At 72.1% G+C, this 22,340-nt stretch carries 20 protein-coding genes; 5 read left to right on the forward strand and 15 right to left on the reverse strand.

All coding sequences use genetic code 11. The features are described 5' to 3' along the window. Nucleotides 1-143: 143 nt before the first annotated feature. Nucleotides 144-764 carry a TetR/AcrR family transcriptional regulator C-terminal ligand-binding domain-containing protein gene (locus tag ACFC1X_RS14840; protein ID WP_376353115.1) on the reverse strand — a complete coding sequence of 207 codons (621 nt, stop codon included), beginning with the start codon at nucleotides 762-764 and terminating at the stop codon, nucleotides 144-146. Nucleotides 765-883: 119 nt separating this feature from the next. On the opposite strand from ACFC1X_RS14840, the gene ACFC1X_RS14845 reads away from it, so the two are divergent. From ACFC1X_RS14845 to ppk2, 3 genes are all read left to right on the forward strand, one after another. Further along, complete coding sequence (locus ACFC1X_RS14845; protein ID WP_376353117.1) at nucleotides 884-1,957, forward strand: aldo/keto reductase; 1,074 nt, start codon at nucleotides 884-886, stop codon at nucleotides 1,955-1,957. A gap of 127 nt (nucleotides 1,958-2,084) precedes the next feature. After that, the gene (locus ACFC1X_RS14850; protein ID WP_376353774.1) at nucleotides 2,085-2,450 is read left to right on the forward strand and encodes a hypothetical protein; all 366 of its coding nucleotides are present in this window, start codon (nucleotides 2,085-2,087) and stop codon (nucleotides 2,448-2,450) included. After that, nucleotides 2,447-3,520 (forward strand): polyphosphate kinase 2, encoded by a 1,074-nt coding sequence (gene ppk2 / locus ACFC1X_RS14855; RefSeq protein ID WP_376353120.1) that lies wholly within the window; start codon nucleotides 2,447-2,449, stop codon nucleotides 3,518-3,520. The genes ACFC1X_RS14850 and ppk2 overlap by 4 nt, the downstream gene beginning before the upstream one ends. A gap of 52 nt (nucleotides 3,521-3,572) precedes the next feature. Here ppk2 and ACFC1X_RS14860 read toward each other — a convergent pair whose 3' ends face one another. The 9 genes from ACFC1X_RS14860 to ACFC1X_RS14900 form a co-directional block, all read right to left on the reverse strand. Then, entirely contained in the window at nucleotides 3,573-5,105 is a 1,533-nt protein-coding gene (locus ACFC1X_RS14860; RefSeq protein WP_376353123.1) for a CHAD domain-containing protein, read from the reverse strand. 113 nt (nucleotides 5,106-5,218) lie between these two features. Next, nucleotides 5,219-6,343 carry a M23 family metallopeptidase gene (locus ACFC1X_RS14865; protein ID WP_376353125.1) on the reverse strand — a complete coding sequence of 375 codons (1,125 nt, stop codon included), beginning with the start codon at nucleotides 6,341-6,343 and terminating at the stop codon, nucleotides 5,219-5,221. 223 nt (nucleotides 6,344-6,566) lie between these two features. Then, nucleotides 6,567-7,820 carry a Gfo/Idh/MocA family protein gene (locus tag ACFC1X_RS14870; RefSeq protein WP_376353128.1) on the reverse strand — a complete coding sequence of 418 codons (1,254 nt, stop codon included), beginning with the start codon at nucleotides 7,818-7,820 and terminating at the stop codon, nucleotides 6,567-6,569. A gap of 62 nt (nucleotides 7,821-7,882) precedes the next feature. After that, complete coding sequence (locus tag ACFC1X_RS14875; protein WP_376353131.1) at nucleotides 7,883-9,208, reverse strand: alpha-glucosidase/alpha-galactosidase; 1,326 nt, start codon at nucleotides 9,206-9,208, stop codon at nucleotides 7,883-7,885. After that, the gene (locus ACFC1X_RS14880) at nucleotides 9,205-10,164 is read right to left on the reverse strand and encodes a carbohydrate kinase family protein (protein WP_376353133.1); all 960 of its coding nucleotides are present in this window, start codon (nucleotides 10,162-10,164) and stop codon (nucleotides 9,205-9,207) included. Before ACFC1X_RS14880 ends, ACFC1X_RS14875 begins: the two co-directional genes overlap by 4 nt. A gap of 61 nt (nucleotides 10,165-10,225) precedes the next feature. Continuing rightward, nucleotides 10,226-11,116 carry a carbohydrate ABC transporter permease gene (locus tag ACFC1X_RS14885; RefSeq protein WP_376353136.1) on the reverse strand — a complete coding sequence of 297 codons (891 nt, stop codon included), beginning with the start codon at nucleotides 11,114-11,116 and terminating at the stop codon, nucleotides 10,226-10,228. Next, entirely contained in the window at nucleotides 11,113-12,063 is a 951-nt protein-coding gene (locus ACFC1X_RS14890) for a sugar ABC transporter permease (protein ID WP_360893414.1), read from the reverse strand. Before ACFC1X_RS14890 ends, ACFC1X_RS14885 begins: the two co-directional genes overlap by 4 nt. Nucleotides 12,064-12,076: 13 nt before the next feature. After that, entirely contained in the window at nucleotides 12,077-13,405 is a 1,329-nt protein-coding gene (locus ACFC1X_RS14895; protein ID WP_376353138.1) for an ABC transporter substrate-binding protein, read from the reverse strand. Nucleotides 13,406-13,437: 32 nt separating this feature from the next. Beyond that, the gene (locus tag ACFC1X_RS14900) at nucleotides 13,438-14,265 is read right to left on the reverse strand and encodes an endo alpha-1,4 polygalactosaminidase (protein WP_376353141.1); all 828 of its coding nucleotides are present in this window, start codon (nucleotides 14,263-14,265) and stop codon (nucleotides 13,438-13,440) included. A 372-nt stretch (nucleotides 14,266-14,637) separates the two neighbouring features. On the opposite strand from ACFC1X_RS14900, the gene ACFC1X_RS14905 reads away from it, so the two are divergent. Next, entirely contained in the window at nucleotides 14,638-14,850 is a 213-nt protein-coding gene (locus tag ACFC1X_RS14905) for a hypothetical protein (protein ID WP_376353143.1), read from the forward strand. A gap of 16 nt (nucleotides 14,851-14,866) precedes the next feature. Here the strand turns inward: ACFC1X_RS14905 and ACFC1X_RS14910 are convergent, their stop codons facing one another. From ACFC1X_RS14910 to ACFC1X_RS14930, 5 genes are all read right to left on the reverse strand, one after another. Continuing rightward, nucleotides 14,867-16,324, reverse strand: coding sequence for a cellulose binding domain-containing protein (locus tag ACFC1X_RS14910; RefSeq protein ID WP_376353145.1), 1,458 nt, complete (start codon nucleotides 16,322-16,324; stop codon nucleotides 14,867-14,869). Continuing rightward, complete coding sequence (locus ACFC1X_RS14915; RefSeq protein WP_376353147.1) at nucleotides 16,321-17,937, reverse strand: beta-N-acetylhexosaminidase; 1,617 nt, start codon at nucleotides 17,935-17,937, stop codon at nucleotides 16,321-16,323. The genes ACFC1X_RS14910 and ACFC1X_RS14915 overlap by 4 nt, the downstream gene beginning before the upstream one ends. Before the next feature lie 61 nt (nucleotides 17,938-17,998). After that, the gene (locus tag ACFC1X_RS14920) at nucleotides 17,999-18,850 is read right to left on the reverse strand and encodes a carbohydrate ABC transporter permease (protein WP_376353150.1); all 852 of its coding nucleotides are present in this window, start codon (nucleotides 18,848-18,850) and stop codon (nucleotides 17,999-18,001) included. Continuing rightward, nucleotides 18,847-19,830: a carbohydrate ABC transporter permease gene (locus ACFC1X_RS14925; RefSeq protein WP_376353152.1), complete on the reverse strand. Its 984-nt coding sequence runs from the start codon at nucleotides 19,828-19,830 to the stop codon at nucleotides 18,847-18,849. The genes ACFC1X_RS14920 and ACFC1X_RS14925 overlap by 4 nt, the downstream gene beginning before the upstream one ends. A 36-nt stretch (nucleotides 19,831-19,866) precedes the next feature. Next, entirely contained in the window at nucleotides 19,867-21,132 is a 1,266-nt protein-coding gene (locus ACFC1X_RS14930; protein WP_376353155.1) for an extracellular solute-binding protein, read from the reverse strand. 240 nt (nucleotides 21,133-21,372) lie between these two features. Here ACFC1X_RS14930 and ACFC1X_RS14935 point away from each other — a divergent pair, with 240 nt between their 5' ends. Beyond that, complete coding sequence (locus ACFC1X_RS14935; RefSeq protein WP_376353158.1) at nucleotides 21,373-22,218, forward strand: GntR family transcriptional regulator; 846 nt, start codon at nucleotides 21,373-21,375, stop codon at nucleotides 22,216-22,218. Nucleotides 22,219-22,340 lie beyond the last annotated feature (122 nt).

Below are 22,340 nucleotides of genomic sequence, written 5' to 3' on the forward strand. Positions count from 1 at the left end.
GACAAGGAGTGGCCCAGCGCCAACCGCAGTACGCGGCGGCTTAGTTCAAGGTGTGATTTAAGTAGTGAGGTCTCGATCGGGCAAGAGTCCGGGCAAGAGTTCGGGCAACTCTTCCGTCCGGACGGCCCTGTTCGGGTCTCCCGTCAGGTCGTCGGCGGGGCGAAGACCCCGGCCCGTGCCGCCGCCGCGGCGGCCTCCGCGGCGCGGTCGGCCGCCGCCTCGTCGAGCGGGTCGTCGGTGGTCAGCAGGCGGTAGTAGAGGGGGGCGGAGACGGCCCGGATCACCTCGCGGGTGTCGGTGGCCGCCGGCAGTTCGCCGCGCTCCACGGCCTGCCGGGCGCAGGGCTCCCACTCCGAGACGCGGACCTCGTAGAACCGGTGCAGGGCGGCCGCCGTCTGCGGGTCGCAGGTCGCGGCGGCCAGGACCGCCTTGAACAGGGCGCCTTGGCGGGGATCGGCGAGCGTGCGCCGCACCAGCCGGGCGTTCGCCCGCAGGTCGCCGAGGAGTGAGCCGGACTCGGTGCGGGGCAGCGACTGCTCGGCCATGTCCACGAGCAGGTCGGCGACCAGGTTGGCCGGGGTTCCCCAGCGGCGGTAGACCGTCGTCCTGCCGACCTCCGCGCGGCGCGCCACGTCGGCGAGGTCGAGGCCGGCCAGTCCGTGCTCCGCCAGCGCGTCGCCGGCCGCCCGGAGTACGGCGGACCGCACCCGGGCGGTGCGGCCGCCGGGTCGAACGGTGCCGTGGCCTGCGCTCTCGGACGTCATAACGGGACTCCTGTTCCATTAATGCGGTGACTGGTGCTAGCGTATGCGGCATATTAACGGCACGACAGTCCCGTTAAAAGCTGCCGTCGTGCGCGACGGCCGGACGAGGGGATGCGGTTGTGGAATACAGGAGACTGGGCGCGTCCGGGCTCATGGTCCCGGCACTGAGCTTCGGCGCGGGCACCTTCGGCGGGCGCGGCGAGCTGTTCGGCGCCTGGGGCGACACGGACGCGGCCGAGGCGCGCCGGCTGGTCGACATCTGCCTGGAAGCGGGGGTCACCATGTTCGACACCGCCGACGTCTACTCCGCGGGCGCCTCGGAGGAAGTGCTCGGCGCCGCCGTCAAGGGACGCCGCGACCAGGTGCTGATCTCCACCAAGGCCGGTCTGCCGACGGGGGACGGCCCCGCGGACGCCGGGACGTCGCGGGCACGTCTGATCAAGGCCGTCGACCAGGCCCTGCGCAGGCTCGGCACGGACTACATCGACCTCTTCCAACTGCACGCCTACGACGCGGGCACCCCGGTGCACGAGGTGCTGGTCACCCTCGACGACCTCGTACGCGCCGGGAAGCTCCGCTACACCGGCGTCTCGAACTTCAGCGGGTGGCAGCTGATGAAGTCGCTGGCCGACGCGGACGCCCACGGGTACCAGCGCTACGCGGCGCACCAGGTCTACTACTCCCTCGTCGGACGGGACTACGAGTGGGAGCTGATGCCGCTGGCCGTCGACCAGGGGGTCGGAGCGGTCGTCTGGAGCCCCCTCGGGTGGGGGCGGCTCACCGGCCGGATCGGCCGCGGCCGGCCCGTTCCCCCCGGCAGCCGGCTGCACGCGACCGCCGACTACGGACCGCCCGTCGCGGACGACCTCCTGTTCCGCGTCACGGACTGCCTCGACGCCATCGCGGAGGAGACGGGCCGGACCGTCCCGCAGATCGCCATCAACTGGCTGCTGCGGCGCCCGACCGTCTCCTCGGTCCTCATCGGCGCCCGCAACGAGGAGCAGCTCAGGCAGAACCTCGGCGCCGTGGGATGGTCCCTGACCGAGGAACAGGTGGCCCGGCTCGACGCCGCGAGCGCCAAGGCCGCTCCCTATCCGTACTTCCCCTACGAGCGCCAGGAGGGCTTCGCCCGGGTCAATCCGCACCCCCTGAGCCGCGCGGGCGGCCATGTGAGCGCCTCCGCCCTCGACTGACCTGCGCGTTCCGGCGCGCGGACCACGTCATTGTCAGTGTGGTGCCCGAGAATGCGGGTAAGCGAGATCAACACCGGCCGGACCGGGTAGGCGGTCTCGAGTCACTGACCTGGAAGGGCCAATGCCGATGCCGCTCACCGCCGTACGGCCGCGGACCGCCGCCTCCCGTGCGACCCCGCGCCACACTCCTCCCGGCGCGGGGGAGGCCGAGGTCCTGCGGATCGTCACCGACGCGCGCACCCCCGTGTTCGTCACCGTGCGCGAGGGAGGGCGGCGCCGGTACAGCTACTGGCGCCCGCTGGACTCCGCCACCGGCAGAGGCGGCTGCTACGTCGCGCTGCCCACCGCCGAGTGCGACGCGCTGCACGCCGCCGGGCGGATCACCCTCGGCGATCCCGTCGCCGACCCGGCGCGGACGACGTACCGCGTGCGGGCCGCCCGCACACCGGCCGCACCCGTGCGCGCGCTGCCCCGGCGGGAGCGTGCCGCGTGAGCCGGGACCGAGCGTCCGGCGCCGACGCCAATGAGAGGACGGGAAATCCAGTGAACCCCGAGCGCGAGGACCCGGCGCGGCGCGAGTCCGAGGCCCCGGCCGACGACGCGGCCGGGAGTTCCACCGAGGGCGATCTCCTCGACGGCCTGCGGATCGACGAGCGCAGACCGGAGAAGCCGGTCCTCCTCAACGCCGACCGGACCCCCATCGACACCTGGCGGGAGAACCACCCCTACGACCGCAAGGTGCGCAGGACCGACTACGAGCGGGAGAAGCGGGTCCTGCAGATCGAGCTGCTCAAGATACAGCGCTGGGTCAAGGAGTCCGGACAGCGGATCGTGGTGCTGTGCGAAGGCCGCGACGCGGCCGGCAAGGGCGGCACCATCCAGCGCTTCACCGAACGTCTGAACCCTCGCGGCGCACGCGTGGTCGCCCTGGACAAACCGACCGAGAAGGAGGCCGGGCAGTGGTACTTCCAGCGCTACGTGGCCCATCTCCCCGCCCGCGGCGAGATCGTCTTCTTCGACCGCTCCTGGTACAACCGGGCGGGCGTCGAACGCGTGATGGGATTCTGCACGGAGGACGAGTACCGCGGATTCCTCCAGCAGGCGCCGCTGTTCGAGCGCATGCTCACCGATGACGGCATCCTGCTGGTGAAGTTCTGGTTCTCCGTCTCCCAGGCCGAGCAGCGGACCCGTTTCGCGATCCGCAGGGTCGACCCGGTACGCCGCTGGAAGCTGTCGCCGACGGACCTCGCCTCGCTGGACCGCTGGGACGACTACACCGCGGCGAAGGTCGACATGTTCCGGGCCACCGACACCGAGCACGCGCCCTGGACGGTGGTCAAGAACAACGACAAGCGCCGCGGCCGGCTGGAGGCGATGCGCAGCCTGCTGGACCGCTGCGACTACCCCGCCAAGGACCACCGGGCCGTGGGCCGGCCCGACCCGCTGATCGTGGGCCCCGCCGACACCCTGCTGGAGGCCGACGAGGAGCCGGTCGACCTCTCGCCGACACCCCTGGCCGAGCACGGCGACGGCCCCGGGACCCATCCGGACGCGACGGACTGAAGCGGGCCGCCCGGCCCCTCGGTGGCGGGTGCCTCCGAAGGGCCGCCGGCGGTCAGTGCTCCAGCGGAGCGCGCAGCGCCGGGTCCGAGGCCGCCCGCCACACCTCGGGCAACTCGCGGCGGCGCGCCTCCGCGCGAGCCCGCTCCATGCCGTGCAGCAGCCCCCACGTGAACGCGGACTCGCCCGCCCCGTGGGCCGCCACCCCGAGCGCCCGCAGGGCGTCCTGGGCGACGACCGCGTCCTGGTGCTCGCCGAGCACCTTCTGCACCTTCTTGGCCCGCTTGCCGAGCCGCGCGACGGGCTTGCCGAGCGCGGGACGCGCGACCTCGGCCGCGTAGCGGACCTTCTTGGCCGCCTTGCGCGCCTCGTGCAGCGCCGTCTCCCGCTCCGGGCCGGGCGACAGCCCGAAGGCGTGCTCCATGCGCCCGGCGAGGCGGCCGTACTCCTTGAGTACCGCCCCGGCCATCGTCCGGGCCGGCTTCCCCGACGCCTTGGCCCGCAGCGGCGGCTGCCGGACCAGGGTGTCCAGCGCGTCCAGCAGCAGCAGGTAGCGGGGCGTGTCCAGGGCCTCCCGCGTCCGCGTCAGGGCGTCGCCGCCGCGGGACACGTCCCACACCCGCAGCCGGGCGGCGACGGGGCCGAGCACCAGGTCGTCGGGCAGCTCGTCCAGCGCGGTGCCGATGCGTTCGCGCAGTACCTCCTGGTCCCGCGCCACTCCCAGCTCACCCGCCAGCCACTTGAGTTCCGCGCGCACCGGATCGGTGGTCCGCCGGTCCAGCACCGACCGGTACGAGCGCAGGCAACCGCGCAGACGGCGGCACGTGACGCGCATCTGGTGCACGGCGTCGGGCAGGTCGCGGCGGACCGCGGGATCCAGCGCCACCAGCGCGTCGACCTGCTCGCGCAGATACCCGAGCACGTACGAGCCGGGGGACGCCGGCACCACCTCGGCGGGCCCCGGCACCTCCCGCCCGGCGCCCGAGCCGGTGTCCCGCAGCGCGCGGGCGAGCTTGGAGGGACTGTCGGACCGGACGACGCCCTTCTTGCGGAGCTTCTTCTCCACGCGGTCCAGCAGACCGGCGTCGGTCCCGTCGGCGAGTTCGACCTCCAGCTCGCTCCACTGGGCACGGCCGCCGCCCGGCAGCAGTGAGTCGGCGCGCACCTCGTCGAGGCTCAGCTCGGCGAGCACCCTGCCCTCCTCGTCGCGCAGGTGCCGCACGGCCCGCGTGGAGCGGATCCGGACGACCGGGCGCAGGTGAGCGCCCCGGGTGCGGGACAGGGCCAGTTCGCGCAGCGCCTGGGGGACCTCGTCGGACAGCGGAGCCCGCACCTCCTCCCGGGTGTCCCCGGTGAGCGGCAGCTTCAGATGCCAGCCGGCGTCCGCACCGCCCGTCCGGCGGCGCAGCGTGGCCGAGGTCGCGACGAGACGCAGATCCTCGGTGTCGTGGTACACCGCGTCCAGCTTTTCGGATGCGGCCTCGGTGACCGAGGCGACCGGACCGACACCCGTGAGGTCGGGCAGCCCGCCGGCGCCCCGGGTGGCGGGCTCGTACTTTCGTTCTGTCTCGTGCTTCGACTGGGTCATGTTGTGTCCCTGGACAGTATCCGGCGGATCAAACGCGCGCGGCGGGAGTGACACCGCGCCGGGAGGACCGGGCAGACCTGCCCTCTTGTAAGGAGTTCCCTGTCAAGCGGCCGCTAGCCGCCGCTGACGAGCCAGGGCTGCGGGTCCGTGTAGTAGCCGTCGAGGACGACCTCGAAGTGGAGGTGCGGGCCGGTGGACAGGCCGGTGGAACCGACCCGCCCGATCGGAGTCCCGGCCTCCACCGACTGCCCGACCGCGGTCTCCAGCGCGGACAGGTGGCTGTACGTCGTCTCCAGCCGCTTGCCCTGGATGGTCCCGTGGTCGACCACGACACGGTTGCCGTACGCGCTGGTCGGCGCCGCGAACACCACGCGCCCCCGGCGCGCGGCGACGACCTGCGCACCCTGGGGCGCCGCGAAGTCCACGCCGGTGTGCAGCTTGGTCACGCCGGTCAGCGGGTGCTCGCGCGATCCGTAGGGCGAGGTGATGGTGAGCGGGCTGACCGGGGCGGTCAGCAGGGCGCCGGCCGCCCCGCCCGCACCGGCGGGGTCCTCCCGGTCGAGCGCCTCGTAGCGCGGGAGGAGCTTGTGGATCTCGGCAAGGTAGGTCTCCGCCTCCGCCGGGACGCGTCCCGCCTTCGTCACGGCGTCCGTTCCGGTCGCGTACGCGGCCAGCGTCAGGTCCACGAGGTCGCCGTTGACCCGGCCCTCGGTGCGCAGCTCGGTCACCTTCTCGGCCAGGGAGCAGTCCCGCCGGCCCAGCGCCATGATGGCGTCCGCCGGTTCGCGCGGCGAGGCCTTGCCGTTGCCGTCGTCGTCCTTGCCCCAGGTCCGCCACTCGGAGTCGGTGAAGGCGGCGATGCCCTTCTGCCCCGACAGTTCGTCCGTGTCGTCGCTCCAGCCGGAGAGCTGGTCGATCTGGGCGGCGAGCACGGACGGGTCGAGGACGGTGCAGGCCGAGGCCGCCTTGCGCAGCCACGGGATGTAGGAGGGGTCGACATCGACTCCCGACGACCGTTTCGAGTCCGAGTCGTCGGGCCAGGGGTTCGGCAGTCCGCCCGTCAGCGCGAGGAAGGTGGCCACACCGATGACGGTCACCAGAGCCGGCAACAGCAGCAGGGTGAAGAGTCCGGGGCCCCGGCGCTTCCGCTTCCGCTTCGGGGGCTGCTCCGCCTGCTCCGGCGGTGCCTCGTCCGTGTGGCTGGTCGCCTCCGCCACGGTCAGCCGCTCGTCGTTCACCTGGCCGCTCGCCGGGACGTGATGCTCACCGGAGGAAGGTAACGCGGCGGTGCCGGGGAGTCAGGAGACGCCGAGGCAGAAGGAGCTGCCCGAACGGGCAGAGCCGGCCAAGTGCGGCGAACCGCGGGGGGCGCCGGGTCTGGCCGGGCGCGGATTACTTCGATAGCTTGCTGGTGCGGCCCCGTGTCATCCCCCGTACGCGGGGCCGCGCCAAACGCTCGCGTCACGAGCCGATCGTGACCACCTCGCCGGTACGGCGGGCCCGTTCCGCGGCCCAGACGACCCGGTGGGTCGCCAGACTCGCGGCCGCGTCCGACGCCAGGGCGCTCGCGTCACCGGTGGCGACCGCGTCGAGGAACGCGTCGACCAGCGCCTCGTCCCCGCCCCCGTGCCCGTCGGCCGCCGAAGCCCCCGCCGTGACCTCGGGATCGACCACCGACTCGGCGCCCGTGCGGAAGTCGACCAGCCGGATGCTCGTCCCGTCCCCTTCGGCGAAGCCGTGCGTGCCGTGCAGCCGGGTGCGCCGGTGCCCCATCGGCGTGAAGGCGCTCATGGTGAACGAGCAGGTGGCGCCGTCGGCGAACTCCATGGCGACGACCTGGTGGTCCACGACGTCGTTGTCGCAGGCGTACACGCAACGCCCGTAGGGGCCGGTGCGCAGCGCCCGCAGCACGCCCTCCTCGGTGAAGGTGTCCGTCACCGCCGACAGCGGCCAGAACTCGCTGTCCGCGTCGCCCAGACAGCCGAGGTAGAGCCGCTTGGCCGAGTACGGGCAGTCCGCCTCGACCGAGCAGTCCAGGCAGCGTGCGGCCGCCCCGGCGGGCGCGTCTTCGGCGCGGAAATGGGTGAGCGAGCCGAACGAGGAGACCCGCCGCGGGGCGCTGCCGACGAGGTGGACCAGCCAGTCCACGTCGTGACACGCCTTGGTGAGCAGCATCGGCGCCGAGGTGTCGCTTCGGCGCCAGTTGCCGCGCACGAACGAGTGCGCCTGGTGCCACCAGCCGACCGGCTCCAGGTGCTCCACACTCGTCAGCCTGCCGATCCGGCCGCTGTCCAGTAGGGACTTGAGGGCCCGCGTGTAGGGCGTGTACCGCAGGACGTGACAGACCGCGAGCATGATCCCGGCCCGCTCCGCGGCCTCGGCGATGGCCGTCGCCTCCCGCTCCTCGGTCGCCATCGGCTTCTCCAGCAGCAGGTGGTAGCCGAGCCCCGCCAGCCGGACGGCGGGCGCCGTGTGCAGGCGGTCCTGGGTGGCGACCACCGCCGCGTCCGCCAGCCGCTCCCGACCCGCCAGCTCCTGCCAGCCGGTGTACAGGCGGTGCGCCGGCACGCCGAACTCCCGCCCGGCCGCGGCCCGCCGCACGGGGTCCGGTTCGGCCACCGCGACCACCTCGCCCGCGCCGGTGTCCTGGGCGTGGCGTGCGTACGTCAGCCCGCGCAGACCGGCACCGACCAGCGCCAGCGTCACTCGGGGCATCGTCCTGCCTCCCTCATCGTGTTCGTTGCGTCGGTCGCGTCAGTCGCGTCAGTCGCGTCGGCTCAGCGGCCGAGCACGGCGCGCAGTCCCGGCTGGAGCAGGTCACCGTGGGCGCGGACCATGTCGTCGCACAGCTCCCAGATCTGCTCGACCCGCAGCGTCGCCGCCGTCGCCGGGTCGGTCATCGCGGCGTGCCTGATGTGCCGCGGGTCGTCCTCCGTCGCGGCCCGCACCACCAGGTCGGTGGTGCTCAGGTAGGTGCGGTTGAGGGCCGCCAGCTGCGGCGGCAGCGCGCCGATCCGGGTGGGCTGGATACCCGAGGAGTCGACCAGGCACGGTACTTCGACGGCGCCGTGGGCGGGGAGGTTGTCGATTAGGCCGTGGTTCGGCACGTTGCCGTAGATCGTGCGGGGCGTGCCGGTCACGATGCTGTGGATGATCTGCGGGGCGTACTCCATGGTGCCCTCGACGGTGAGCGGCGCACCGCAGGCCAGCGCGTCCCGGGTCCGCTCGTACTCGGCGACGTTCTCGTCCACGATGTCCAGGTAGGCGCCGACGGGCAGCCGCAGCCGGTCGATCTCGCTGTCGTGGTGCAGGTACCAGGGGACGTACTCGGAGGAGTGCTCGCTGGTCTCGGTCGGGTAGGCGCCCAGGCGCCGGTACATGTCGACGCGGACCCGCCGGCGCAACTGCTCGTCCTCGGCGATCAAGGCGTCGAGCCGCGGGTACAGGTCGCTGCCGCCGTGCTCCAGACGGAGCACCCACGCCTGGTGGTTGACGCCCGCGGCCCGGTAGGTGACCTCCTCGTAGGGGACCTTGAGCAGGTCGCACAGGCTCTGGATGGTCCAGTAGACGGAGTGGCACAGCCCCACCACCCGGGTCAGGCCGGTCGCCTCGGCGAGGTACTGGACGTTCATCGCCATCGGGTTGGTGTAGTTGAGCAGCCAGGCGTCCGGGCACAGCTCGGCGATGTCCCGCCCCAGCTCCCTGAGCAGCGGGAAAGTGCGCAGGGCGCGGAAGACGCCGCCGACGCCGAGGGTGTCGCCGATGGTCTGGCGCAGCCCGTACCGGGCCGGTATCTCGAAGTCGGTGCGGGTCGCCTCCCGCATGCCGACCTGGACGATGTTGATGACGAAGTCGGCGCCGGCGAGGGCCTCGCGGCGGTCGGCGTGCGCGGTGACACGCGGACGGGCGCCGCGTTCGGCGGCGATGTACTCGGCCGCGGCCCGCGCGGTGGACAGGCGCTCCGCGTCGATGTCGTGCAGCGCGATGTGCGCGGACTTCAGCTCGTCGAACGCGAAGAGGTCGGCGAGCAGGCCCTGGGTGAAGACGACGCTGCCGGCTCCGATGAAGGTGATCTTGGGGGCGGTCGGCTGGGCGGTGCTCATGCGGGGTTCTTTCCGTTGCGGGTGACCTGGGCGAACGCTTCGTCCCAGGTGGGTTGGGCGGTCGTGCCGCCGTGGGCGCGGGTGGACAGCGCGCCGCAGACGGCGGCGAGTTCGAGGGCGTCGGGCAGGGCGAGCCCGGCGAGGAGGGCGGCGACGAACCCGGCGTCGAAGCTGTCACCGGCGCCCACCGTGTCGACGGGCCGCGCCGGGATGCCCGGCGTGGTGAGCAGGGTGCGGCCGTCGTGGCACAGGGCGCCCTCGGCCCCGTTCTTGACGACGACCACCGGTCCTCGCTTCGCGAGGGCAGCGGCGGACTCGCCGAGGTCAGTGGTGTCCAGTCCGGCGAGCCGCCGGGCCTCGGCCGCGTTGGGCAGCAGGTAGTCGGTGTGGGCGAGTACGGCGTCGAGACCGGGCGGGTCCCAGCGCCCCGAGGGGTCGTCATTCGTGTCGAGGGACGTCGTCGCGCCGTTCGAGCGCGCGGTGCGCAGCAAATCGGGCAGACCGGCGGCGAGGCCGGGCAGCAGGAAGTACGACGCGGCGTGCACGTGGCGGGCCGCGGCCAGCAGGCCGGCCGGGACGTCGGCGGCCGACGTGGACCGCAGGGTGCCCGGCGCCGTCACGATGGCGCGGTCCCCCTCGGCCCTGGTCAGGACGACGGTGAGCGGCGTGGGCAGGTGCGGATCGGTGTGCAGGGCGGTGGTGTCGACGCCGTGCGAGCGGAGGCGGTCGCGCATGTAGCGGCCCGCGTCGTCGTCGCCGACGCGTCCGGCGAACGCCACCCGCAGACCGAGGCGGGTCGCGCCGCACGCCATGATCGCGGCGGAGCCGCCGAGGGTGAGGGCGCCGTCGGCCACGAGTTGTTCGCGCTGCCCGAAGGCGAGCGGGGCGTCGAGCGGCCCGAGGACGACGTCGGGATTGGCGTCGCCGACGACGAGCAGGTCGAGGGTGTGCGGCATGGGTCTTCCCTGGGATGACGGAGGTGACGACGGTGCGGGAGGGCCGCGACGTGGCGGGACGTCAGCCCTTGAGACCGCTGGAGGTGATCGACTGGATGAAGGTCTTCTGCGCGCCGAGGAAGGCGAGCAGCACCGGCAGCACGGTGATGACGTTGCCGGCCATCACCGCGGCCCACTGGGTGTGGTGCTGTCCCTGGAAGGTGGTGAGGCCCAGTTGCAGCGTGTACTGCGTGTCGTGGTTGATCGCGATGAGCGGCCAGGTCAGGTCGTTCCACGTGGTGAGGAAGGTGAGCACGGCCACCGTGCTCAGCGCCGGGCGCGACAGCGGGAGCACGATGCGGAACAGCACCCGCAGCCGGGAGCAGCCGTCGATCCAGGCGGCCTCCTCCAGCTCCCTGGGCAGCGAGAGGAAGAACTGCCGCAGCAGGAAGACCGCGAACGGGGTGACCAGCGACGGCACGATCAGCGCGCCCAGGGTGTCGATCAGCCCCAGCTTCTTCATGACCAGGAACGTCGGGATCATCGTCAGCTGGAACGGCACCGCCATGGTGGCCAGCATCAGCCCCAGCAGCACCCGGGACCCCGCGAACCGCATCCGGGCGAAGGCGTACCCGGCGAGCGAGCCGAAGACGAGGTTCGCGGTGACGGTGACCGCCGAGACGATCAGCGAGTTGGCGAACCAGCGGGGGAACATCGCGTTGCCCAGCACATAGCGGTAGCCGCCGAGATCGATCCCGGACGGCCACAGGGCCGGCGGGAAGCGGTTGATCTCCGCGTTGCTCATCACGGAACTCAGCAGCAGCCAGACCAGCGGCACGGCGAAGGTGAGGGCGAGCGGCGCGAGCAGCAGGTGCCACGGACTGAACGGGAGCCGCCGTCGGCGCCGTTCGGTGGCGGCGGGCTGCGCCGCGAGGGCGTGGACGGTTTCGGGCCGGGTGGAGGTCGCCGTCATGATCGGGCCCCTTCGAGACGGTGGCGTCCCCGACGCCGGACGATGCGGACGGACCCGGCGACCAGGGCGAGGGCGACGGCCAGGACGTACGCGGCCGAGGCCCCGTATCCGGCGGTGGCGTTCTTGAACGCCTGCTCCCAGATGAAGTAGACGATCACCGTGGTCGAACCGAGCGGCCCGCCCTTGGTGGTGACGTACACGAGGTCGAACACCTGGAGGGACTGGATGGCCTGCCACACCACCAGGAAGACGGTGACCGGGGTGAGGGTGGGCAGCGTGACGTGGCGCAGCAGATGCCGGCGGCCGGCGCCGTCGAGGCGGGCCGCCTCGACGAGGGACTGCGGCACGTCCTGGAGGGCGGCGAGATAGACGACGACACAGAACCCGGTGCCGCTCCACAGGGTGATCGCCACCAGCACCAGCAGCGCCTGGGACGGATCGGAGAGGAAGCCCTGCGACGAGATGCCGAGGCGGTGCAGCACCGAGTTGGCGGCGCCGAACTCCGGGTCCAGGATGAAGGAGAACAGCACGCCCTGCGCGGTCGCCGACAGGACGAACGGCACGAAGATCAGGGTGCGGTAGAGGCCGACCAGGCGGATGCGCCGGTTCAGCACCAGGGCGAGGGCCAGCCCGAAGAACATGCTCAGCGGCACGTACAGGACCGTGTAGAGCAGGGTGTTGCGGACCGCCTGACTGAAGTTGGGGTCCTGGGCGAGGGCACGGTAGTTGTCGAGGCCGACCCAGCGGCTCGGCGTCACCAGGTCACTGGCCTGGAAGGACAGCAGCAGCGACCAGATCACGGGCACGATGCTCAGGCCCAGGACGATGAGGACCGCCGGTGAGACGAAGGCCCAGGCGGTGCCCGTCTCGCGCCGGCGCTTGCGGCGCAGGGCGCGTGGCTCCGGCGGCGGACCCGCGAGGGTGATGGGTTGGGGGAGGCGCGGCATGGCGGTGTGCTCCTCAGCGCGGTATGAGCAGGGCGGCGTTGGCGTCGTCGGCGCAGGCGCGCAACGCCTTCTCGGGAGTGCCGCGCCCCAGGAGCACGGCGACGATCGCCTGCCCCAGCGCCTGCGAGACCTCCGGGTACGCCGGGTGGACGGGGCGCACGCGCGCCGTCTCCAGGGCCTTGGTGAACACGGCCAGGCCCTCGGTACGGGCGACCTTGTCCTGCCAGGCGGGCAGGGACTCGGTGCGGCGGCTGAGCGGGAGGCTGCCGGCCTCGATGTCCCAGCGCACGTCCTGCTCGGGCCGCGAGAGCCAGTCCAGGAAGGTGCGGGCGGCGCGGGACCGCGCCTCGCCGTTGTCGAACACGGTCCAGGTGTCGGGCCCCGAGATGGTCACCGGGCGCCCGCTGAAGGTCGGCAGCGGAACGACGTGGTAGTCGATCTTCGCGTGCTCGATGTCGGGCAGCTGCCACGGACCGGTGACCACCATGCCCATGCGGCCGGACAGGAACACCTGGTACATCTGCTCGCTGCCGGGCTTGGGGTCGATGTAGACGCTCTTGTCGCGGACCAGGTCGGCCACCACCTCCAGCGCGCGGGTGCCGGAGTCGGCGAAGCCGATGCCCTTGCCGCTGTCGTCGATGACGTCGCCGCCGAGGTCCCAGATCATCGGCCACAGGCGCCACACGGTGTCCTCGTCGCCCGTGCCGGGCCAGCCGGTGCCGAACCGGCCGCGGCCGCTGTCGGTGAGGCGCCGCGCGCAGGTGACGAAGTCCTGCCAGCTCCAGCCGGCCTCCGGAAGGGGCAGGCCGGCCTCGCGGAACAGCTTCTTGTTGCAGACCACGGCGAGCGAGTCGAGCAGTGCCGGAGCTGCCCTGACCTGCCCGTTGATCGTCACGGCCTCCCGGGCCGCCGCCCAGTGGTTCTTCCACGGCACGGGGCCGGACTCGACCTCCTCGGTCAGATCGACGACCTGCGGGCTGCGGGCCACCCGCGCCAGGTCCGAGCCGAAGATGTAGGCGATGTCGGGGTAGGACCCGGCGGCGAGGGCGGCGGTCACCTTCTGGAGCATCACGTCCGACAGCACCCCGCCGCCCATCGACACCTTGATGCGCGGGTGGCCGCGCTCGAAGTCGGCCACCAGGCCCTGCAGCACCTTCTTCGCGGTGTCGGCCTGGCCGTGCCACATCTCGATGGTGACCGTGCCGTCGGCGCCGACGCCGTCGTCCTTACCGGCTCCGCAGCCGGTCATCGCACTGCCCGCGGCCGTCGCGAGCACCGCGCCTCCGGCCGACCGCAACACCCTCCTGCGGGAGGGGCCGGCGGCACGTCGGACCACATCCATCTGTACCTCCAAGGACTGGCCGTCGGGTGAAGTCAGCAGGTCTCACGGACGTACGAGCTGCTGCCCTCGGGCGAGACGTCCAGGTCGCGCCGGACGATGCTCAGCGTGTCCGCGAACCCGGAGCAGGCCTTCGACAGGCCCTCGGCGGTGTACTCGATGACGATCACGTGGTCGCCGAACTCGGCCGTGTAGTCGCCGCACTCGTCCCACTCGCCGCACTCCTCGGCGACCGCGAAGTCCAGACCGTTCGCCACGCGGTTCCCGGCGAGTTCGACGGTGTTCTTCTGTCCGATGGCCAGCCCGTCGGCGTGCGCGCGCTCCGCGAGCAGCTTGATGAACGCCTGGGCGTCGGCGGCGTCGAGGAGTTTCTTGGAGCGGGTGTAGCTGTCGTAGTTGTCCGGCTCGACCGCCTGGAATCCCTTGTCGCCGCAGTTGTCGATCCAGGTGCCGATCTTCTCGGCGACGCGCTCGCGCTTGTCGGCGGTGCGCAGGTCGAGCAGCGCCTCCTTCCATTCGGTGTCGTAGACGATGTCGCCGCCCGCGTCGCGCAGCAGCAGGTCGTCGTCCCACTCGTCCTCGGCGCCGCGCTGCGCCTGGAAGGCGTTGACGTAGCAGATGTTGTAGAGGCCCGCCGCGGGGGAGGCCGTGTGGTCGCGGCTGACCACCCCTACGCCGGCCGGCGGGGTGTAGGCGCCGCCGATCTGGTAGTCGAAGTCCGCGTGCGCGGGGGGCGGGGCCGGTACCGCGGCCTCGGCCGGGGTGCTGCCCGGGACGAGTGCGGCGGCGGTGGCGAGCACGGCGGCGGCGCAAATGCCCGCCAGAACCGGCTTCTTCGAGGTGTGCACCTGCGTGCGGCTCATGGTTCGAGCTCCGGAGAGTGGTGGGCACGGCCCCGCCTCGGACGCGCATGGCAGTCCTGGCGACTCAGTCCGGGCTCCTGGCGTCGAGCCAGCTACCGGCTGGGCGTACCTCTGCCGCCGATCGCATGACATCGGCGTTGATCGGGAGTAAATCGACCGGATCCAGCCCCTGTCAAGGGTTCGAAATGAGAGAGTCGATGCACGAAGGTGATCGAAGAACCTTCATTCAGCGCAGAATCAATCATGAGGCGTCGGTCGACGGAGCGCCGGGAACGATGGGAGGGAGCCAGGTCGGAGCCGTGATCACCGGGCGGCCGCGGGGCTGGTAGCGTCGCGTGGTCGCGGCGGGCGGCGCGAGAGAGGTGTCGGTGCGTGGGAGAGCGGCAGGACCGTGAGTGGGTGGCGATGACACCGGGCGACTTCGACCGGGACGCCCCGCTGGTCCTCAACGTGGGCACCGGCCCCGCCACCGTGCCGGCCGAGTACGGCACCGCCCCCCTGTTCGGGGAGGAGGCGCCCGCACCGGGCACCCGGCCACGCACCCGGCGGGGACGGCCCGCACCCGCCCAGGAGCGGCTGTTCTGACCGTCCCCGCCAGGGGTCAGGCGGCGGGCACCTCGTCCACGAAGTCCGTACCGGCGTCCCGGTACCCGGCGACCTTCGCGGCCACCTGGGCCGGGGTGAGCACCTGGTCCTTGACGTGCAGGACGTAGTCGACCTGCTGGTCGTAGGCGCGCGGGGTCGTCGACGTCTGGCCGTTCAGGTCGATCAGCCACTGGTTGAAGTTGATCGACATCGGCCGCTCGGGCAGGTACCGCGCGTCATGGGTGCCGAAGTGCTGCCCGTCCACGTAGTACGTGATGGCGCTGTCGTCGATCGTGACGACCAGGTCGTGCCAGCCCGCGTAGCTCCGGCGCTGCTCGGAGTGCTGGTTGACGGCCTGCCAGGGGTCGGGGTTGTAGGTTTCCCAGGAGGTCGTGTAGAGGATGTTCGCCGGCTCGCCCCACCCGCCGTTGGGCAGGTACTCGAAGTCGTACTCGGCGTAGTCGTCGGCCATTGGCGCCTTGAGGTCGTTGATGGTGAAGAACGTCTGCACCAGGTGGTCCCCGTCGGGCCCCGACTTCGGCGCGTCGGAGAACTTCACGCGCGCGGCGTAGGTGCCGTTCCGGAACTTCGTGGCCCTGGTGAGGACCTCGGTGTGGGTCGTGGACGCGCCGGTGCCCGCCGTGGAGGTCTCCAGGTTCATCACCGAGTTGCCCCCGGACGACACGAAGGTGACCTTCGACGGGTCCCAGGTGGCGCCGGGGACGCCGGGACCGCCGGAGTTGGCGCGCACGCTCCAGCCGTGCGCGGAGATCGCGGGATCGGTGTGCGAGCTGTAGTCGAAGTCGTCGAACAGCGCCTGCCCGTCACCGGGCGGGTCCGTGGGGTCGGTGGGGTCGGTCGGGTCGTTGCCCTCGGGGGCCGCGCCCCACACGGTGGCACCGGCGAGCTGGGCGGTGACCTTGTCCCAGTTCGCGTACGACGTTTGGGCGCCGTTGAAGGAGTAGTCGTCGCTCTGCCGGACCGTCTGCCAGTTGGTCCGGTGGAACCGGAGCTGGAGGTCGCCGGTGTCCGCGCCGGGCGCCAGCGTGCCGGCCGCCTGCGTGAAGCCGATCTCCAGGTAGCGGTCGGCGGTCGCCGTCGGGTTGCTCAGCGTGCCGAACGTGCCGGTGACGACCGAGCAGCCGCGCACCGCCCAGGAGCAGGCGAAGCGGTAGGAGTCGCTGGGTGAGTCGGCCTTGAAGTAGTAGCGGACCTTCACCTGGCTGAGCTGCACGGGGGAGGAGCCGGTGTTGCGGACCTTGAGCCAGGGCTCCGTCTGGTCCGCCGTGGCTCCGCCCGCGCTGGTGCGGTACTGGACGCTGAGGCCGTCCGCCGCGGGGGCGGCCTGGGCGGGGAGGGCGGTCAGGGCACCGCCGCCCAGGAGAGCCGCCAGGGCGAGCGCGAGTCGGGCGCGCCCGGGGCCGGTTCGGCTGGTGGATCGACCGGTGGGTCGGCCGGTGGGTCGGTTGCTCATCGGGAATCCTTTCGGCAGGGCTGCCGCGGGTGCGGAAGCGTGGGGGGTGTGAAGCTCGGGGACGGGGGTGCCGGCACCCGGGCCGGCGGGTCGGAGTGCGACACGTCCAGGGCGTCCAGGCGGGCCCGGTGCCCGGCCAGCCGGGACGTGAAGTCCCGCCAGCCGGACGTGCCGTCCCAGACCCGCTCGGCGAGCGCGCACAGCCGCGGGTAGGTGAGGTACTCGATGTGCGCCCCGGTGGGCACGAACTCCGTCCACAACTGGCCCTGGGCGCCCAGCACCCGGGACGCGACCTCCGGCGCGGGCGCGGTGAGGTCCACGTCGTACACCGCGCGCAGGTCGACGATCCCGCCGGGCTGGCCGGGCGGCTCGCCGGGGCCGGGGCCGCGCGGGTAGTCGAAGTACGTCGCACGGTGGTCGGCGTGCACGACCTCGTGCCCCCGCCGCGCCGCCGCGTGCGCGTGGCCGGGTTCGCGCCAGCTCATCACCGTGCAGTCCAGGGGGAGGGTGACGCCGTTCTCGGCCCACACGACCGGCCGGCGGCCCGCGCCGACCAGGTGCTCGGACATGCGGGCGATGAACCAGGGGTGCAGGGCGCGGGGACCCGGCAGCCCTTCCCGAGCGGCCCGGGCCCGCGCCGCCGCACTGCGCTCCCACTCGACGGTGGGGCACTCGTCGCCCCCGATGTGGACGTACGGCGCGGGGAAGACGTCCATGACCTCGTCCAGGACGGTGCGGAAGAAGTCCAGGACGTGGTCGTCGGTGCCCAGGACGTTCTCGCACACCCCCCAGTGCGTCCACACGTCCAGGCGCCGCCCGGGATCGGTGCCCAGCTCGGGATGGGCGGCCAGCGCGGCGCGCACATGCCCGGGCACCCCGGTCTCCGGGACCACGCTCACACCGCGCTCGGCCGCGTACGCCACCAGGTCCCGCAGCTCCGTCCGGGTGTAGGACCCGCCGTGCGGCACGCCGTCGAAGCGGTCGGTGCCCGCGGGCCCTGCCATCGACTCCGCCCGCGCTCCGCCGACCTCGGTGAGCCGCGGATACGCGGCCACCGGCATCCGCCAGCCCTGGTCGTCGGTGAGGTGGAGATGGAACACGTTCAGCTTGTGCAGGGCCATCAGGTCGACGTAGCGCCGCAGATAGGACACCGGCTGGAAGTGCCGGGCCACGTCGAGCATGGAGCCGCGCCAGGCGTGCCGGGGCACGTCGGTGATCTCCACCGCGGGCAGCTCCCACGGCACCCCGCGCACCGGCCGCCCGGACAGGGCCTCGTACGGCAGGAGTTGCCGCACCGTCTGCACGCCGCGCAGGAGTCCGGCCGGGCGGGCGGCGCGCAGGAGGACGCCCTGCGGGCTGACGGTCAGGCCGTAGCCCTCGTCGCCGAGGCCGGTCAGGGCGGGGTCGAGGGCGAGGACGAAGGCGCCGTCGGCGGCCGTCTCCAGGCGCAGTCCGGTGGCCGGGGCGAGGAGGGTGCGCAGCAGGGCGGCGGCCGGTCCGGCCCCCGGGGTGACCCGCAGCCGGGTCGTGTCGTCGAGGCGGAAGCGGCCGGCACGGGTGGAGAGGCGTCGGGGGCGGGGTACGAGGGCCAGTTCGGGGCGTGGCAGGTCCACGGGACGGCTCCGGTGGTCGGCGGTGGCGGCGGGTGGGGGAGGGTGGGAAGGCCGTGCGGGGTCAGCCTTTGACGCCTCCGGAGGCCAGCCCGGCCGTCACATGGCGTTGCAGGGCCAGGAAGACGACCAGCGCGGGGAGGGCGAAGAGGGTGGAGGCCGCCATGGTGGCTCCCCAGTCGGTGCCGAACGTCGACTGGAACGAGGAGAGCCAGACCGGCAGCGTCCGGCTGTCCTGCTGCTTGATGATGAGGAAGTTGGCGTAGGTGAACTCGTTCCAGGCGGTGATGAAACCGAACAGCGAGGTGGCCATCAGACCAGGCGCCAGCAGCGGGAACGCGACCTTGCGGAAGGCGGCGCCCCGGGTGCAGCCGTCGACCTGCGCGGCCTCCTCCAGTTCGGGCGGGATGCCCGCGATGAAACCGCGCAGCACCACCACCGTGAACGGCAGCGTGATCATGAAGTAGACGAGCGTCAGCGTCGGCAGGCGGTCGAGCATGCCGGTGTCGCGGGAGATGATGTAGATCGGGATGATCAGCGACTCCCAGGGCGCCATCTGCGCGATGAACACCGCCAGCATGAACTGCCGGCGCCCGCGCCAGCGCATCCGGGCCACGGCGTAGGCGGCGCCGAGGGCGACCAGCAGGGCGAGGAGCACGGCGCTGAGGGTGACCAGGATGCTGTTGCGCCAGAACAGCGCGAACCCGTCGGCGCCGACGGCCCGTCGGAAGTGGTCGAGCGTCCACGCGCCGGGGATCAGCCGGGGGTCGTACGACTGGATGTCCGTGGACGGTTTGAGGGCCGTCGTCACCATCCAGTACACGGGGAACAGGCAGACCACGACGGTGATCAGGGCCGCCGCGTGGAGCGGGAGGCGGCGCAGCGCACGGCGCGGCGAGGGGCGCGGGGTGCTCACAGCTGCTCGCCCTCCTGACGGAAGAGTTGACGGAAGTACAGGACGAGGACGCCGCTCATCAGCAGCACCGTGAGCATCGAGGCGGCCGACCCCAGGTCGTAGCGCTGCCCGGCCAGCGCGGTCTGCACGGCGTACACGGGCAGGATGGTGGTGGCCTCGCCGGGGCCGCCCCGGGTCATCACCCAGATCTGCACGAACGCCTTGAACGTCCAGATGACCTCGAGCGACAGGACGAGCATGAAGATCGGCCGGATCAGCGGGAAGGTGACGGAGCGGAAGACGCGGGTGCCGCCCGCGCCGTCCATCCGCGCCGACTCGTACAGCTCGGCCGGCACGGTGACCAGCGCCGAGTAGAGCGTGATCGCCGCGAACGGCACGGACTGCCAGACGATCAGCACCACCACGATGGCGAACGCGGTGCCGCCGTGCGCGAACCACGTGTACCCCTCGTACGAGTCGAGGCCGAGTCCGGTCAGGGTCTCGTTGACGATGCCGAACTCGGAGTGGAACAGCCACTGGAACACGGTGGTGGCCGCGACCACGGGGACCGCCCAGACCAGCACCAGGGAGCTGAGGACCACGGTCCTGGCCACCCTGCCCAGCCGCTCGGTCATCAGCGCGACCAGGATGGACAGGACCATGATCGAGACCACGCAGACCGCCATGAAGACGAAGGTGCGGCGCACCACCTCCCAGAACTCCGGGTCGCCGAGCAGCGTCCGGTAGTTGCGCAGCCCCACGAACTCGGCGTCTCCGAGGATGAGTTGACGCAGCCGGAAGTCCTGCACGGAGATGAGCACCGCGCGGGCCAGCGGATAGAGCAGCAGGTAGAGCATGCCCAGCACGGCGGGCGCGATCAGCAGATACGGCCACAGCGTGCCCCGGCCCGCCCCGCCGCGTCCCCGCGCGGGCCCGGACGGGGCGGGCGGACGGCGACGGGCTGCCTCGCGCGGCACGCTCCGCTCACGGACGGTCGACACGGCGCCTCCTGTTCCCTCGGGTCGTCGGGGTCGCGGTCAGGAGCCGCTGTTGAGGGTGTCGGTGATGGTCCGGGACGCCTTCGCGGCCTCGGACGCGGCGTCCTCGCCGGTGAGGACGGCGGTCATGTACTCCTTGACCGGGTTCTTGGCCTCGACCGCCGCCCACTGCGGGGTGTTGGGGGTGGCGTGTCCGTTCGCGGCACCGGCCGCCATGGCCGCGGTGCCCGGGTCGCCGGAGACGGCGTCCGCCAGCGTGGTCTTGTTCGGTACGTAGCTCATGGCGACCGCGAGCTTCTTCTGCCAGGCGTCGCCCGTCAGTTCCCGGATGAAGGTGAACGCCTCCTCCTGGTGCGCGGCGACGGCCGGGACGACCAGGTCGGAACCGCCGGTGAAGACCGCGCCGGGCCGGTCCGCGGTCTTGCCGGGGATCGGGAAGAAGCCGAGTTTTCCCTTGAGTTCGGGGTTCTTCTCCTCGATGACCTTGGCGCCGCCGGGGACGGCGATGATCTGGGCGACCTGCCCCTTGGCCATCACCTCCGCCTGCGGCGGCTGGGACTCGTCGGAGTCCTTGGGTCCCTTGCCGAGGGCTTGGAGGCGCTGGTAGAAGTCCATGGCCCGCAGCGCCTCGGGGCTGTCCAGGCCGCCCTTCCATCCGCCGCCCGATTTCACGGCCAGGTCGCCGCCCTCGTCCCAGACGAAGCCGGACAGGACGTACCAGTTCTGTCCCGGCAGGTAGATCCCCTGGGTGCCGCCCTGGTCGAGCTCGCGGGTGGCGGCGATCCACTGGTCCCTGGTCCTGATCGAGGCGGGGTCCACCCCCGCCTTCTCGAACAGGTCGGTGCGGTGGATGACGACCCGGTTGGCGGCGTAGTAGGGGATGCCGTACTGCTTCCCGTCGTACGACCCCGGCTCCGCGAGCCCCTTCAGCCAGTCGCCGCCGCCCAGTTCGTCCACCCGGTCCGAGAAGTCGGTGAGGCCGCCGCTCTGGGCGTACTGGGCGACCTGGGTGTTGCCGACCTCGATGACGTCCGGGGCGTCGTTGCTGGCCAGGGCGGCCGTGACCTTCTCGCCGATACCCTCCCACTCCTGGATCTGGATCTTCAGGTCGATGCCGGGATGGGCCTTCTCGAAGCCCGTCTCGAACTCCTTCTGGAAGCCGGCCGAGACGCTGTCGCGCATGAGCCACACGTCGAGGGCGGTCCGGCCGGTCCCGGCGCCGTCCGAGGAGTCGCCGGAGGAACAGGCGGCGAGCCCGGCACCGAGCACCAGCGTGGAGAACAGGGCGAGGGAGCGGTACTTCACGGTTCACCTCTGGGAGCTGGAATCTGGGAGAGCTGGAAGGGACGACGCACCCGCACTTGACCAGTAAGGGGCGCAGGGCTTACCAGTCGGCGTTGGTCGAAGGTGGCATGGACCAATGTGGGCGTCAACCCCTCGCGTATGTACGGGATTTCAGCCGTGGAGGCCCTACGGGTGGCTGGATCACGAGCGAGGTGGACAGGTAAGCTCGGCTGACCAGCAGACCAGTTACGGGAGTACTGCATGGAGATCGACGCCGCCGCCTCCGGTGCGGTGCTCAAGCGCGAGCGCGTCCGCGACGCGATCCTGGAACTCATCGAGGAACGGCGCCCGGGGGACGCCATCCCCTCGGAGCGCACCCTGTGCGCCGAACTCGGCGTGTCCCGGCCCACGTTGCGTGCCGCGGTCGACGAACTGGTGGTCGCCGGACTGCTGGTGCGCGAGCACGGCCGGGGCATGTTCGTCGCCGCCGAGAAGATCACCCAGGAACTGGTCTCGGACCGGCGCGCCTTCAGCCTCCCGCAGGCCGCGGGCGCCTGGACCAGCAGGCTCCTGGAGGTCCGCACCCTCCCTGCGGGCGCGCGGGTGGGCCGCAAGCTGCGCATGTCGCCGGCGGCGCGGATCCACTACGTGGCCAGGCTGCGGCTGGTCGACGGGGCACCCATGGCCATCGAGTACCTGCACGTACCGGCCGACCTGGTCTCGGACCTGACCAGTGAGGAACTGGAGCAGGGCGACCTGTACGCGCACCTGGCCGAGCGGCACGACGTCCGGGTCAGCGAGGCCGTGCAGTCGATCGAGCCCACCGTGGTCACCCGGGCCGAGGCCGACCTCCTCGACGTGCCCGAACTCTCCCCGGCGCTGCTCTTCGAGCGCCTGACCACCGACACCCTGGGCCGCCCCGTCGAGTACGTGCACTCGCTCTACCGCGGCGACCGCTACCGCATCGTCTCCCGCCTCACCCTGGGCCCGCGCGACCAGGCCCCGCCCCCGGGCCAGGGGCACCATCCGGGCATCCCGCCCGGCGACTTCACCACCAAGGACCCCGTCACGCTCTCCACCCGCGGAGTGGTCCAGGACGGCATGTAGACGCGAGGACGAGCGCCCCTCCGGTGCGCGGAGATGCTCGGAACGGCTTTGTATCGAGCACGTATTGACATGTCAGGGCTGACACCGCAGAGTCATGCCCCGACAGAGCTCGACAACGCCCG

This window comes from Streptomyces sp. NPDC056128 (assembly GCF_042263835.1).
In the GTDB taxonomy this organism is placed as follows: Bacteria; Actinomycetota; Actinomycetes; order Streptomycetales; family Streptomycetaceae; genus Streptomyces.

Bases quoted from the DNA above. Each gene is read 5' to 3' on its own strand.
- ACFC1X_RS14895 (WP_376353138.1), bottom strand. From the start codon at position 13,405: ATGGATGTGGTCCGACGTGCCGCCGGCCCCTCCCGCAGGAGGGTGTTG.
- ACFC1X_RS14885 (WP_376353136.1), bottom strand. From the start codon at position 11,116: ATGACGGCGACCTCCACCCGGCCCGAAACCGTCCACGCCCTCGCGGCG.
- ACFC1X_RS14910 (WP_376353145.1), bottom strand. From the start codon at position 16,324: ATGAGCAACCGACCCACCGGCCGACCCACCGGTCGATCCACCAGCCGA.
- ACFC1X_RS14935 (WP_376353158.1), top strand. From the start codon at position 21,373: ATGGAGATCGACGCCGCCGCCTCCGGTGCGGTGCTCAAGCGCGAGCGC.
- ACFC1X_RS14890 (WP_360893414.1), bottom strand. From the start codon at position 12,063: ATGCCGCGCCTCCCCCAACCCATCACCCTCGCGGGTCCGCCGCCGGAG.
- ACFC1X_RS14870 (WP_376353128.1), bottom strand. From the start codon at position 7,820: ATGCCCCGAGTGACGCTGGCGCTGGTCGGTGCCGGTCTGCGCGGGCTG.
- ACFC1X_RS14860 (WP_376353123.1), bottom strand. From the start codon at position 5,105: ATGACCCAGTCGAAGCACGAGACAGAACGAAAGTACGAGCCCGCCACC.
- ACFC1X_RS14840 (WP_376353115.1), bottom strand. From the start codon at position 764: ATGACGTCCGAGAGCGCAGGCCACGGCACCGTTCGACCCGGCGGCCGC.
- ACFC1X_RS14900 (WP_376353141.1), bottom strand. From the start codon at position 14,265: ATGAGCCGCACGCAGGTGCACACCTCGAAGAAGCCGGTTCTGGCGGGC.
- ACFC1X_RS14880 (WP_376353133.1), bottom strand. From the start codon at position 10,164: ATGCCGCACACCCTCGACCTGCTCGTCGTCGGCGACGCCAATCCCGAC.
- ACFC1X_RS14850 (WP_376353774.1), top strand. From the start codon at position 2,085: ATGCCGCTCACCGCCGTACGGCCGCGGACCGCCGCCTCCCGTGCGACC.
- ACFC1X_RS14875 (WP_376353131.1), bottom strand. From the start codon at position 9,208: ATGAGCACCGCCCAGCCGACCGCCCCCAAGATCACCTTCATCGGAGCC.